This is a genomic window from Candidatus Nanopelagicales bacterium, assembly GCA_041393815.1.
In the GTDB taxonomy this organism is placed as follows: Bacteria; Actinomycetota; Actinomycetes; order S36-B12; family JAWKJK01; genus JAWKJK01.
On sequence record JAWKJK010000001.1, the window covers coordinates 1,009,185 to 1,022,018 of the forward strand.

Here is a 12,834-nt window from a genome sequence, read left to right on the forward strand (position 1 = left end):
GTCTCAGCGCTCGGCGACCTGCGGGGCGAGCCGCTTCACGAAGGCCAGGCTGCGCTCCTCGATCAGGGGGGCGTCGTTGTCCAGCGTGGCGACGTGGAACGAGTCCTCCAGCCAGACCTGCTCCTTGTCCGCGCTGCCCACGTGTGCGAACACGTACTCGGAGTTGGAGGTCTCCACGATGTGGTCCTCGCGGCTGGTGAACAGCAGGAACGGCTGCTCGATCCGGGCCAGATCGGGCTTCACCACGCCCCAGGCGTCCATCAGGGTGGCCAGCGCCTTCACCGCCATCTTGGGGTAGGCGACCTCGTCCTGGCCGGGCTTCTTGATGTCGTTGCGAATGCCGGGCCAGGACGGGACCACCCGGCGCAGGATCGGCATCAGGAAGCGGTCCGGGCGTTCGGTGTGCACGGCCGGGTTGACCACGACGACGCCGGCGATGTCGTCGCCGTGCTCCTCGGCGAGCCGCAGCGTGAGCGTGCCGCCCATGGACAGGCCCATGACGAAGACCGACTCGCAGCGACCCCGCAGCTCGGCGAGGTTGCGCTCGCACTCGGCGTACCAGTCGTCCCAGGTCGTCAGGTTGCAGTCCTGCCACTTCGTCCCGTGACCGGGCAACCGCGGCACGCGGACCGTGAGCCCGGCATCGGCCAGGGACCGGCCCCAGGGCTTCATCGAGGCGGGGGATCCGCCGAAGCCGTGGATGAGCAGCACGCCGACCGGCCCGCCGTCGTGGGACCAGGGCTCGGCACCGGGCATCAGGGGCACGGGTACTCCTCGGGGGCGGGACGCGGGTGGCGTCGACCGGGACTTGGGCTGCGTCGATGGTCGCACACGCGGTCGCCGGCGCGGTCCTTGGCGGTGCCCCGCCGGGGCCCCTAGGGTGGCGGTCCTGGACCGGCGTCGACGCACGGAGGGGCGGGCGTGTTCTACCTGTTCCTGAAGCACGTGCTCATTGGTCCCTGGCTGCGGATCCTGTTCCGCCCCTGGGTCGAGGACGTGGACAACCTGCCCGACACCGGCACCGCCATCCTCGCCAGCAACCACGTGTCCTTCTCCGACTCGTTCTTCCTGCCCCTGGTGGTCAAGCCGCACGTCACGTTCCTGGCCAAGAGCGACTACTTCACCGGCCGCGGGATCAAGGGCTGGCTGACCAAGATGTTCTTCTCCGGCGTGGGCCAGGTGCCGGTGGACCGGTCGGGTGGCCGGGCCTCCGAGGCGGCGCTGCGGACCGGACTGCGGATCCTGGGGGAGGGTGAGCTGCTCGGGATCTACCCCGAGGGCACCCGCTCCCCGGACGGCACCCTCTACCGCGGTCGCACCGGGGTGGCGCGGATGGCGCTGGAGGCCCAGGTCCCGGTCCTGCCGGTAGCCATGATCGGGACCTACGAGATCCAGCCTCCCGGCCAGGTGCTCCCGCGGATCCGGCGGGTCGGGATCCGCTTCGGCCGGCCGCTGGACTTCCGCCGCTACGAGGGGCTCGAGGGCGACCGGTTCGTGCTGCGGTCGACGACCGACGAGATCATGTACGAGTTGATGACGCTGTCCGGCCAGCAGTACGTCGACATCTACGCGACCAAGGCCAAGGAGCTGCTCAAGGCCCAGCGCGCGGAGGCCGTCGTCACGGCCGGCTGACCCCGGCCAGGGTGCGCAGGTGCGCCAGCACCACCGGGTCGAGCAGGCCCGGACGCATCCGCTCCTCGAGGTTCTCCACCCCGGCGCAGGCCTCCAGCGCACGGCCCAGGTCCGGGTCGTCGTAGCCGAGCCGGACCAGCAGGTCCCGCAGCTCCGCGGCGGTCTCGCCCTCCAGCGGCAGGCAGTCCTCCTCGGGCGTCTGGCCGAACAGCAGGTCGTGCAGGTCCAGCAGCCGACCCAGCTCGGCCACCGGGTCCGCGTGGTCGTCGACCCGGAGGTCCACCACGACGTCGCTGCCGCCGCCGTAGCCCCCGCCGGGCCGCACCACCAGCACCGCCGCGCTCTGCCGCCCGCGCCGGTCGCCGCCGGCCCGGTCCCCGGCCAGCAGCGCCGCGTGCAGCCTGCGCGCCAGCGGGGCCCCGGGGTCGGAGGACCGCCACGCCCCGGCCACCGCGTCCACGACCTCGGGGCCGGTGAGGATGTTGCCCTGGGCGGCGAACCCGTCGCCTGCGACGCCCCCGGCCCACGGGAAGCAGGCGGGCCCGGTGTAGGTGGCGCTGCGGCCGCTGGCGTCCACCACTCCCGCCTGGCGGTCGGCCGCGCCGGGGTCGGCGGACACCAGCCGGTCCAGCGTGCGCTCGGCGTCGTGCCCGGATCGCAGCAGGGCCAGTCCGTCCGGGCGGTAGCGCAGGTTCGCCAGCGCCTGGGTCGCGATCGCGCCCGCGCCCGGTTCGGCGGCGGGGACCACTGCCCCGACGGCGAGGAACTTCGAGGCGACGGCCACGCCGAGCTCGGTGCCGTCGTCACTGCGGGCCACGATCGAGAAGGTCATACGCGGGACGGTAGGCGATCCGATACGTTGTCGGCGACGACAAAGTCGGTGTCGAGGAGTGCAGCATGAGGGTCGGAGTCCTGACCGGTGGCGGCGACTGCCCCGGGCTCAACGCGGTCATCCGTGGTGCGGTGCGCAAGGGCGTCGCCGAGTACGGGTTCGAGTTCGTCGGGTTCCGCGACGGCTGGAAGGGGCCGCTGGAGGCCTTCACCATGCCGCTGGGGATCGAGCAGGTGCGCGGCATCCTGCCCCGCGGCGGCACGATCCTGGGGTCGTCCCGCACCAACCCGATCAAGATCGAGGGCGGGGTCGCGCGGATCGAGGAGAACCTCGCCGAGCTCGGCATCGACGCCCTGATCGCGATCGGCGGCGAGGACACCCTCGGCGTCGCCACCCAGCTGCACGAGCACGGCGTGCACGTCGTCGGCGTCCCCAAGACGATCGACAACGACCTGAGCGCGACCGACTACACGTTCGGCTTCGACACCGCGGTCAACATCGCCACCGAGGCGATCGACCGCCTGCACACGACGGCGGAGTCGCACCACCGGGTGCTGGTCATCGAGGTCATGGGCCGGCACGCCGGCTGGATCGCCCTGCACTCCGGACTGGCCGGCGGTGCCAACGTGATCCTGATCCCCGAGGTCCCCTTCGACCTCGACGAGGTGTGCGCGCTGGTGGAGCGCCGGTTCGAGTCCCACTACGCGCCGATCGTGTGCGTCGCCGAGGGTGCGCTCCCGACCGACGGCGACCTCATCACCAAGGACGCCACGCTGGACGCCTTCGGCCACGTGAAGCTGTCCGGCATCGGCGACTGGCTGGCCAAGGCGATCGAGGAGCGGACCGGCAAGGAGTCCCGCGCCGCGGTCCTCGGCCACATCCAGCGGGGCGGCACGCCGACCGCGTTCGACCGGGTGCTCGCCACCCGCTTCGGCCTCGGCGCCATCGACGCGGTGAAGGACCAGGACTGGGGGAAGATGGTCGCGCTGCGGTCGACCGACATCGTCCGGGTCCCGCTCTCCGACGCCACCGGGACGCTCAAGACGGTTCCGCGCTCCCTGTACGACGAGGTGAGTGTGCTCTTCGGCTGAGGGGCGACGTACCCTCCTCCTCGTGCCCGAAGCCCTCACCTGGCCGGACCTGCCCGCGGCGCAGCAGCCGCCGTGGCCCGACCCCGACGCGGTCGCGCGCGCCCGGGCGGAGCTGGCGACCCTGCCGCCGCTGGTGTTCGCGGGGGAGTGCGACCTGCTCACCGAACGGCTCGCGTCGGCCGCCCGTGGCGACGCGTTCGTGCTCATGGGCGGGGACTGCGCCGAGACCTTCGCGGCCAACACGGCGGAGTCGATCCGCGCGCGGCTGAAGACCGTGCTGCAGATGGCCGTCGTGCTCACGTACGGCGCGTCCCTGCCGGTGGTCAAGGTGGGCCGGGTGGCGGGGCAGTACTTCAAGCCGCGCAGCAAGCCCAGCGAGACGCGCGACGGCGTCGAGCTGACGTCCTACTTCGGCGACGCGGTCAACGCGCTGGGGTTCACCCCGGCGGAGCGGGCGCCCGACCCGGCCCGGCTGGTGCAGGCCTACCACGCGTCCAGCGCCGCGCTGAACCTGGTGCGCGCGTTCACCCAGGGCGGCTACGCCGACCTGCGCCAGGTGCACACGTGGAACCGCGACTTCGTCCGCGAGTCGGCGGCGGGCCTGCGCTACGAGCGGATGGCCGCGGAGATCGACCGGGCGCTGGCGTTCATGCACGCGTGCGGGGCGGACCCGGAGGAGTTCCGCCGGGTCGAGTTCTACGCCGGGCACGAGGCGCTGTCGCTGGACTACGAGCAGCCGCTGACGCGCATCGACTCCCGCACCGGCCTTCCGTACGACGTGTCCGGGCACTTCCTGTGGATCGGGGACCGGACGCGCCAGGTCGACGGCGCGCACGTGCACTTCGCGGCCACGATCCGCAACCCGCTGGGGGTCAAGGTGGGTCCGTCGGCGTCGGCGGACGAGCTGCTGGAGATCCTCGACCGGGTGGACCCGGACAAGGTGCCCGGCCGGGTGACGCTGATCTCGCGGATGGGTGCCGGCAAGGTGCGCGACCTGCTGCCCCCGCTGGTGCAGAAGGTCGACGCCAGCGGCCACCCGGTGCTGTGGGTGTGCGACCCGATGCACGGCAACACCCGCGAGGCCGCCAGCGGGCACAAGACCCGCTCGTTCGACGACGTGCTGGAGGAGGTGCGCGGGTTCTTCGAGGTGCACCGCGACCTCGGCACGATCCCCGGCGGCCTGCACGTCGAGCTCACCGGCGACGACGTGACCGAGTGCGTCGGCGGGACCGAGGGCGTGCCCGAGGACGGGCTGGGGCTGCGCTACGAGACCGCCTGCGACCCGCGGCTGAACCGGGTGCAGTCCCTGGAACTGGCCTTCCTCGTGGCCGACATGCTGCTCGCCCGCTGACAGCGCACCCGGGTCAGGCGGGTGGCGGGAGCAGGGCGTTCTCCAAGGTGTGCGTCAGCCAGTCGGTGTACTGCTCCGGCGACCAGCCCCACACGTCGCGCAGCATCCGGTGCACCTCGGGGCTGGTGAGCGTCCAGATCACCGCGGCCGCCCGGTCGACGTCGACCCCGTCCCGCAGCGGGCCGTGAGCGGCGATCCAGCCGGCCACCGTCGCCATCCCCTCCCTGCGCTGCCGCAGCTGCAGGTCGTCGCGGAGGGCCCGGGCGTCGACGTCGACGGCCGCGGCGCTGACCAGGATGTCGTCCATCGGCCGGACCCGCTCGAGCTGGCCGGACATCCCCCGGGCGAGCATCGCGACCTGACGGCGCTGGTCGGTCTCGGCGCGCATCCGCTGCGGTTCCTCCCGGTCGAGCACCCGGACGTCCTCGTCGTCGCCCCCGATGACCTCGTCGAGGACCCGCGTCAGCAGGGCGCCCTTGCTGCCGAACACGTGGAACACGGTGTCGGCGGAGACCCCCGCACGGTCGGCCACGTCCGCGACCGTGGTCACGGGGTAGCCCTGCTCGAGGAACAGGTCCCGAGCGGCATGCAGGATCCGGCGCCGGGTCTGCCGGGCCTGCTCCTCCCGCTTCGGGGAGCGATACCGCCTCTTGACCTGCTCGTCCACGGGGTGCACCCTATCCTCTATTCGTTCCAGTCAGACTGGAGCGAAATGAGGAGGAGTCATGGACGTGCAGGAGTTCAAGCGGCGTGCGGTGGCCGTGTTCGAGCGGGGGTTCGGCGAGGGGGACCTGTCCGTCGTCGACGAGGCGGTGGCCCCGGAGGGGGTGGACCGGCACCCGTTTGGTCCCGACGAGCCGGACATGGTGGCGCACCTGAAGGGCGCGATCACGATGTTCCGGGCGTCGTTCCCCGACCTGCAGCCCCGGGTCGAGCAGGTCATCGCCGAGGGTGACCTGCTGGCCTGCCGGGTCGTGATGACCGGCTCCCACACGGGTGCGCCGTTCCTCGGGGTGCCCGCCCAGGGCCGGCCGATCTCGGTCGAGCAGTTCCACTTCGTCCGGTTCGACCCGGAGACGGGTCGCGGCCAGGTGCACTGGGCCAACGTGGGCCTGGCCGAGCTCATGCAGCAGCTGGCCGCACCCGCGGCCTGACCGCGAGGTCCGAATCCCGCGAGTCCGGGTGGGCGGGGCGTGCGAGGCTGACGCCCGTGACCGCAACCAGCGCCCCGTCCGGGGCCGACGCCCCGTCCGGGGCCGACGCCCCGGCGGGCGCCGGTCCCGTCGACGAGCAGCGTGCCTACCGGGCGCTGGCGTCGCGGGACCGGCGCTTCGACGGCCGGCTGTGGTTCGGGGTCACGTCGACCGGCATCTACTGCCGGCCCGTCTGCCCGGCCCGGACGCCGCGGCCGGAGAACGTCCGGGTGTTCGCCGCGCCCGCGGCCGCGGTGGCGGCGGGGTTCCGGGCCTGCCGTCGCTGCCGGCCCGACGCCGCGCCGGGGACCCGGGACTGGGACCACCGTGGTGACCTGGCCGGCCGGGCGGTGCGGCTGATCGCCGCGGGCGCGGTGGACGAGGACGGGGTGGCCGGCCTGGCCCGCCGCCTGCACGTGTCCGAGCGCCACCTGCACCGCACCCTGGTCGCGGAGGTCGGCGCCGGGCCGCTGCAGCTGGCGATGTCCCGCCGGGCGCAGACCGCGCGGCTGCTGGTCGACCAGACCGACCTGCCCCTGGTGGACGTCGCGTTCGCGGCCGGCTTCGCGAGCCTGCGGCAGTTCAACGACGTGATGCGCCGGGAGTTCGGGATGCCCCCGTCCCGGCTGCGCCGCACCGCGCAGGAGCCGGACGGCCGCGCGCCGGCGTCCGACGGCGGCCGGGTCGTGCTCCGCCTGCGCCGCAGGCTGCCGTACGACACCGACGCGCTGCTGCAGCACCTCGCCGGCCGCGAGGTCGAGGGGCTGGAACGAGTCGACGGGACGGCCGGGGAGGTCGTGCGCAGCCTGCGCTCCGACGGCGCCGAGCCGGCCGTCCTGCGGGTGAGCGTGCCCCGCGAGGGCGACCACGTGACCGTGGTGCTGGCCGGGGCCGGCCTGGACCGGGTCGCCCCGGTCGTCGCCGGGGTGCGCCGGTGGCTCGACCTCGACGCGGACCCCGAGATGGTGGCCGACGTCCTGGGGCGCGACCCGGTCCTGGCCGCGTTAGTCACCCGGCGCCCCGGGCTGCGGGTGCCCGGCACCGTGGACCCCTGGGAGGTCGCGGTCCGCGCGGTCGTGGGCCAGCGGGTGTCGGTCGCGGCCGCGCGGCGGGTCCTGGCCCGGCTGGTGGCGGCCCATGGTGCGCCCGTCGCGGGTCCGGACGGGCTCACCGCGATGCCGGGGCCCGAGGCGCTGGCCGCGGCGGACCCGGCCGACGTCGCCCGGGCCGGGCTGCCGGCGGCCCGCGCGGCCGCACTGGTCGCGCTGGCGACGGCGGTGGCCGACGGGTCCGTCGTTCTCGACCCCGCCGGCGACCGGGACGCGGTCCGGCAGGCCCTGCTCGCGGTCCCCGGCATCGGCCCCTGGACGGCCGACTACGTGGCGCTGCGCGGGCTGGGGGACCCGGACGCGTTCCCGGCCACCGACCTCGGCCTGCGCCGGGCGGCGGCCGGCCTCGGGCTGGACCCGGACCGACTGGCCGACCGCGCCGCGCGCTGGTCGCCGTGGCGGGCGTACGCCGCCGAGCACCTGTGGACCCACGACCGAGAATCCCGAGAGGACACCCGACCATGAGCGCACCGCTGCGCGCCGCCGTGCTCCCCACCGTCGCCGGCCCGCTGGCCGTCGTCGTCGACCCGGAGGCGGTCGGCGACCTCGGCCCCACGCCGTACGGCGCCGTGGTCGCGTCGGGGTTCAGCCCGCTGGACGACATCGTGGCCCGGCTGGAGCAGCAGGGCCGGATGCGCGGGGTGGTCGAGGATGCCGACCTCGGCGAGGTGGCGACCGCCGTCGCGGCCTGGGACGCGGGGGACCTCGACGCCCTGGACCGGGTGTCGGTGGCCCAGCCCGGCGGGCCCTTCCTGCAGCGCGCCTGGACCGCGCTGCGCGGGGTGCACGCGGGGGAGACCGACACCTACACCGGACTGGCGGCCCGGGCGGGGAGCCCGACCGCGGTCCGGGCCGCGGGCAGCGCGTGCGCGCGCAACCGGGTGGCGCCGTTCGTGCCGTGCCACCGGATCCTGCGCAGCGACGGGACGCTGGGCGGCTACTACTACGGGCTGGACGTGAAGCGGGCCCTGCTGGCGCAGGAGCGGGCTACTCCGACGGGGAGCCCATGAGCCGGGAGGTGTAGAGCTCCAGGCCGATCCGCTCGATCAGCTCCAGCTGGGTCTCCAGCCAGTCGATGTGGTGCTCCTCGTCGTCGAGGATCTGCTCGAAGATGCGGGCGCTGGTGACGTCCCCGACCTCGCGCATGTAGGCGATCCCGGCGCGCAGCCTGTCCACGGCCTCGTACTCGATGGCCAGGTCGCCGCGGAACTGCTCGGGCAGCGTCTGGCCGATCCGCAGCGGGTACAGCCGCTGGAAGTTGGGCAGCCCCTCGAGCAGCAGGATGCGGTCGGTGAGCGTCTCCGCGTGCCGCATCTCGTCGATGGACTCCGCGCGGGTGTAGGCCGCCAGCGTGTCCAGGCCCCAGTTCTCCTGCATCTTGGCGTGCAGGAAGTACTGGTTGACCGCCGTCAGCTCGGCGGTGAGGTGGTCGTTGAGGAACTCCAGGACGCGCGGGTCACCTTGCATGGCGGGCAGCGTATCCGTCGCCGGGTCAGGCCGCCGAGCCCGACGCGACCAGGTCGTCCGAGGTCCGGTCGGGGCCGTCGGTGAGCAGCCCGACCAGGGCGCACAGCCGGTCCTCGCAGGTGCCGCAGCCGGTGGAGGCCCCGGTGGCCTCGGCCACGTCCTCGGCGGTCCGGGCGCCACCGTCCTCGACCGCGGCGCGCACGTCTGCGGCGGTGACGGCGTGGCAGATGCACACGTACACGGGGGACCTCCGAGGTCGGGTTAGGACACCCTAACCTTACCCGGGTCGGGATCCCCGGAAACCCATGTTCCTCCGGACGGAACGGCCGCTACCGGAGGGGCGCGGCCGGGCGGCGGCCCAGCAGCGGCGGCAGCTGGCGCACCGCCGCGGCGAGCGCCCGCAGGTCGCCGTCGACGAGGGCCTGCGCGCCGTCGACCAGCGCGGTGTCCGGGTGCGGGTGGACGTCGACGATGATCCCGTCGGCGCCGACGGCGATGGCGGCCCGCGACAGCGGCACCACCAGGTCCCGGCGGCCGCCGGAGTGGGAGGGGTCGACGACCACGGGCAGGTGGGACAGCCCGTGCGCCACCGCCACCGCGGCCACGTCCAGGGTGTTGCGGGTCGCGGTCTCGAACGTCCGGATGCCCCGCTCGCAGAGCACGATCTCCAGGTTGCCGCGCTGGGCGATGTACTCCGCGGCCATCAGCCACTCCTCGATGGTCGAGGACATGCCGCGCTTGAGCATCACCGGCTTGCCCGCGGACCCCACGGCCTGCAGCAGGGCGAAGTTGGCCATGTTGCGGGTGCCGACCTGGAGCATGTCGGCGTACGAGCCGACCAGGTCGACGTCGTGCGCGTCGACGACCTCGGTCACCACGGGCATCCCGGTCTCCGCGCGCACGTCGGCGAGGATCCGCAGGCCGGTCTCGCCCAGCCCCTGGAACGCGTACGGGGAGGTCCGCGGCTTGAACGCCCCGCCGCGCAGCAGCGTCGCCCCCGCGGCCTGCGCCATCTGCGCCGCCTCGAGGGTCTGCTCCGCCGTCTCGACCGCGCACGGGCCGGCGATGAGGGTGAACGTGTCCGGTCCGATCGGCACCCGGGTGCCCGCCGGGCCGACCCACACGGTGGACATCTCGGGGTGGTGGATCCGCGACACGAGCTTGTACGGCGTCGACACCCGCACGACCTCGCCCACGCCGGGCAGCGCCCGCAGGTTGAGGTCGTGGAAGTGGTCGACGTCGCCGACCAGGCCGACGATCGTGCGGCTCTCTCCGCGCGAGACGAAGGCCTTGCCACCTGCGTCCTGCACGCGGGCCACGACGGCCTCGATGTCGGCGTCCGTCGCGCCGGGGGACATCACGACGACCATGGCTGCTCTCCGGTGGGGTGGGGCCGGGGCTGGCCCGGACATGCCACGAGCCCCGGCCGCTCGGCTCAGGGCTCGCGGGAATGGTACCCGGGGACCGCGCGCACCCCCGGACGCAGGGCGCCGGAACGCCTTTGCGACGATGCCGCCGTGGCGCGGGAGGCGGGGCTCGGCGAGCGCAGCGGGGTGGCCGACCGGCTGCCGCCGGGGCAGTACGCCGCGCGCGGCTGGCCGGTCCAGCACTACGGCCGGGTGCCCCGCTTCGACCCCGCGACGTGGGACTTCCAGGTCGCCGGCGCGACCCGCTCCGGGGCGCCCGTGCGGTGGACGTACGAGCGGTTCGCCGCCCTGCCGCGGGTGCGGACGGTGGCCGACTTCCACTGCGTCACGAAGTTCTCGATCCTCGACGTGGAGTGGACCGGCGTCCCGGTGACGGCCGTGCTGGACGCGGCGCCGCCGGCCGACGACGTGAGCCACGTGCTGGTCTGGGCCGAGTACGGCTACTCCACCAACCTGCGGCTGTCGGACCTGCGGGCACCGGCCGCGCTGCTGGCGACGCACCGCGACGGCGAGCCGCTGGCGCCCGAGCACGGCTGGCCGCTGCGGCTGGTCGTTCCGCACCTGTACGCCTGGAAGGGCGCGAAGTGGGTGCGGGGGCTGGAGTACCTCACGCAGGACCGGCGCGGCTTCTGGGAGGAGCGGGGCTACCACAACCGCGCGGAGGTCTGGGCGGAGGAGCGGTTCTCCTACCAGGAGGAGCCCGGAGACGGGCCGCCGCTCGCCCCGGCGCGGTCCTGAGCTCAGACCAGCGAGATGGTGATGGTGCTGCCGGCCGGCACCACGTCGCCGCCGCCCGGGGACTGCGAGTAGACCAGGCCGAACTTGATCACCGGGACCAGCTGGTCCTCCTGGACCCGCAGCCCGGCGGCCTCGAGCTTGGCCCGGGCGTCGTCGGCGCCGAGGCCGACCACGTTGGGCACGGTGACCGGCGGCGGGCCCTTGGAGATGACCAGGGCGACCGTGGTGCCCTTCTTGACCACGGTGCCGGGGGTCGGGTTGGCGGAGACCACCAGGCCGGTGGCCACCGACGTGGAGTACTCCTCGCTCGACGTCGCCTTCAGCCCGACCTTCTCCAGCGCCTTGGTGGCGCTGGAGAGGCTGGTGCCGAGGACCTTGGGGACCGGCACCGGCTTGGGGCCCTTGGACACCACCAGGTCCACCGGGGTGTCCGGCTTGAGCGCGGTGCCCGCCTTGGGGTCGGCCGACACCACGAGGCCGGCCTTGATCTTCTCGTCGTACGCCTCGGTCACGTCGCCGACGCGCAGGTTGCCCGACGTCAGCAGCGACTTCGCCTTGTCCAGCGGCTTGCCCTTGAGCGCGGGGACGTCGTAGCGCTCCGGGCCGCGGGACACCACGACGGTGACCGTGTCGCCCTCGCTCAGCTCGGTGCCCGGGGTCGGGTCGGCGGAGATGATCAGCCCGGACTTGACCGTCTCGCTGTAGGCCGGCTCGCCCTCCTCCAACGCCAGGCCGACCTCGTTGAGCGCCGCGGTGGCGGCCGCCGGCTGCAGGCCCACGATCCCGGGTACGGGGATCGAGCGGCCGGGGCCGGCGGCGAGGTACCAGGCGGCGAACGCCGCCCCGGCGATCGCCAGCAGCACGAACACGATGCCCACGACCAGCCCGCGACGCCGGCGGCGACGCCGCTTCGGGGCGGGCTGCGGCGCGGTGTCCGAGGGGTCCTTCGGCGTGGCCGGACCCGCGGGGGCCGCCGCCTCCGCGGCCACGGCCAGCTCGCCGGTGTCACCCGTGACCACCAGGGTGTCCTGGGACTGCGACAGGGGGGTGGCCGCCGGCAGCCCGGCGCGCACCCGCCGCACGTCGTCGAGGAACGCCTCCGCGGAGGGGTAGCGCTCCTGCGGCGAACGTCGCGTCGCGCGGGTCACCAACGCGTCGACGTCGTAGGGGATGGCCGGGCGGATGGTGGACGGCGCGGGCACGTCGGCGTTGACGTGCTGGTAGGCCACCGCCAGCGGCGTCTCCCCGGCGTACGGCACCTGGCCGGTGACCATCTCGTACAGCAGGATCCCGGCGCCGTAGACGTCGGAGCGGATGTCGGCCACGCCCCGCTCGACCTGCTCCGGTGACAGGTAGGCCACGGTGCCGATGAGCATGCCCTGCGTGGTGCTGGACGTCGTGTCCGCGACGGCGCGGGCCAGGCCGAAGTCGGCCACCTTGATCTTGCCGTCGTCGGAGATGAGGACGTTCTCCGGCTTGACGTCCCGGTGCACGAACCCGGCCTGGTGAGCGGCCTCGAGGGCCTGCAGCACCGGCTCGAGGATCACCAGGGCCTGCTCGGGGGTGAGGGGGCCGTGCTCGCGCAGCACGTCGCGGACGGTGCGGCCGGGGACGTACTCCATCGCCAGGTAGACCGTGCCGTCGTCGTCACCCTGGTCGAACACGCCGACCACGTGCGGGTCGGCCAGCCGGGCCGCCGCCTTGGCCTCGCGCTGGAACCGGGAGACGAACCCGGGGTCCTCGGCCAGGCCGGGGTGCATGACCTTCAGGGCGACGGTGCGGTCGAGCCGCTCGTCGACGGCCTCGTAGACCGTCGCCATGCCGCCGCGGGCCAGCCGGCCCACGATGCGGTAGCGCCCGTCGACCGTCCGGCCGACCAGCGCGTCGCGGACGGTCGTCTCCACGGCGTCGAGTGTACGTTCCGGCCGGTGAACCCCCCGTGAGCGCGGCCGGGCGGGTCGGCGCCCCTGCTCGCGGGGCGCTGCGCCACCCGC

At 74.2% G+C, this 12,834-nt stretch carries 14 protein-coding genes; 7 read left to right on the top strand and 7 right to left on the bottom strand.

The window, feature by feature from the left end; genetic code table 11:
* Positions 1-3: 3 nt before the first annotated feature.
* Positions 4-756: an alpha/beta fold hydrolase gene (locus R2737_04610; protein ID MEZ5115532.1), complete on the bottom strand. Its 753-nt coding sequence runs from the start codon at positions 754-756 to the stop codon at positions 4-6.
* A gap of 165 nt (positions 757-921) precedes the next feature.
* Between R2737_04610 and R2737_04615 the strand changes: the two genes are divergently transcribed.
* A complete protein-coding gene (locus R2737_04615) occupies positions 922-1,632 on the top strand; it encodes a lysophospholipid acyltransferase family protein (protein MEZ5115533.1) in 711 nt (236 codons plus the stop codon).
* On the opposite strand, the gene R2737_04620 is transcribed toward R2737_04615, so the two are convergent.
* Positions 1,619-2,464 (bottom strand): DUF1028 domain-containing protein, encoded by an 846-nt coding sequence (locus R2737_04620; protein MEZ5115534.1) that lies wholly within the window; start codon positions 2,462-2,464, stop codon positions 1,619-1,621. The two genes, R2737_04615 and R2737_04620, sit on opposite strands and share 14 nt — an antisense overlap.
* Positions 2,465-2,529: 65 nt before the next feature.
* Between R2737_04620 and R2737_04625 the strand changes: the two genes are divergently transcribed.
* Positions 2,530-3,555 (top strand): 6-phosphofructokinase, encoded by a 1,026-nt coding sequence (locus tag R2737_04625; GenBank protein MEZ5115535.1) that lies wholly within the window; start codon positions 2,530-2,532, stop codon positions 3,553-3,555.
* Positions 3,556-3,577: 22 nt separating this feature from the next.
* A complete protein-coding gene (locus R2737_04630) occupies positions 3,578-4,906 on the top strand; it encodes a 3-deoxy-7-phosphoheptulonate synthase class II (GenBank protein MEZ5115536.1) in 1,329 nt (442 codons plus the stop codon).
* Positions 4,907-4,919: 13 nt separating this feature from the next.
* Here R2737_04630 and R2737_04635 read toward each other — a convergent pair whose 3' ends face one another.
* A complete protein-coding gene (locus tag R2737_04635) occupies positions 4,920-5,573 on the bottom strand; it encodes a helix-turn-helix domain-containing protein (protein ID MEZ5115537.1) in 654 nt (217 codons plus the stop codon).
* Between the two features lie 58 nt (positions 5,574-5,631).
* Here R2737_04635 and R2737_04640 point away from each other — a divergent pair, with 58 nt between their 5' ends.
* The 3 genes from R2737_04640 to R2737_04650 are packed head-to-tail and all read left to right on the top strand — an operon-like array spanning position 5,632 to position 8,218.
* Positions 5,632-6,060, top strand: a complete 429-nt coding sequence (locus R2737_04640; GenBank protein MEZ5115538.1) for an ester cyclase — start codon at positions 5,632-5,634, stop codon at positions 6,058-6,060.
* Between the two features lie 56 nt (positions 6,061-6,116).
* Positions 6,117-7,673 (top strand): AlkA N-terminal domain-containing protein, encoded by a 1,557-nt coding sequence (locus R2737_04645; protein ID MEZ5115539.1) that lies wholly within the window; start codon positions 6,117-6,119, stop codon positions 7,671-7,673.
* A complete protein-coding gene (locus R2737_04650) occupies positions 7,670-8,218 on the top strand; it encodes a methylated-DNA--[protein]-cysteine S-methyltransferase (GenBank protein MEZ5115540.1) in 549 nt (182 codons plus the stop codon). Before R2737_04645 ends, R2737_04650 begins: the two co-directional genes overlap by 4 nt.
* On the opposite strand, the gene bfr is transcribed toward R2737_04650, so the two are convergent.
* The 3 genes from bfr to aroF all read right to left on the bottom strand — a co-directional run bounded on the left by bfr (position 8,196) and on the right by aroF (position 10,033).
* Positions 8,196-8,675 carry a bacterioferritin gene (gene bfr, locus R2737_04655; protein MEZ5115541.1) on the bottom strand — a complete coding sequence of 160 codons (480 nt, stop codon included), beginning with the start codon at positions 8,673-8,675 and terminating at the stop codon, positions 8,196-8,198. The genes R2737_04650 and bfr overlap by 23 nt on opposite strands.
* A gap of 25 nt (positions 8,676-8,700) precedes the next feature.
* Positions 8,701-8,916, bottom strand: a complete 216-nt coding sequence (locus R2737_04660; GenBank protein ID MEZ5115542.1) for a (2Fe-2S)-binding protein — start codon at positions 8,914-8,916, stop codon at positions 8,701-8,703.
* Positions 8,917-9,004: 88 nt separating this feature from the next.
* Positions 9,005-10,033: a 3-deoxy-7-phosphoheptulonate synthase gene (gene aroF, locus R2737_04665; protein ID MEZ5115543.1), complete on the bottom strand. Its 1,029-nt coding sequence runs from the start codon at positions 10,031-10,033 to the stop codon at positions 9,005-9,007.
* A 159-nt stretch (positions 10,034-10,192) separates the two neighbouring features.
* On the opposite strand from aroF, the gene R2737_04670 reads away from it, so the two are divergent.
* Positions 10,193-10,840, top strand: a complete 648-nt coding sequence (locus R2737_04670; protein ID MEZ5115544.1) for a sulfite oxidase-like oxidoreductase — start codon at positions 10,193-10,195, stop codon at positions 10,838-10,840.
* Positions 10,841-10,842: 2 nt separating this feature from the next.
* Here the strand turns inward: R2737_04670 and pknB are convergent, their stop codons facing one another.
* Positions 10,843-12,744 (bottom strand): Stk1 family PASTA domain-containing Ser/Thr kinase, encoded by a 1,902-nt coding sequence (pknB, locus tag R2737_04675; protein MEZ5115545.1) that lies wholly within the window; start codon positions 12,742-12,744, stop codon positions 10,843-10,845.
* Positions 12,745-12,834 lie beyond the last annotated feature (90 nt).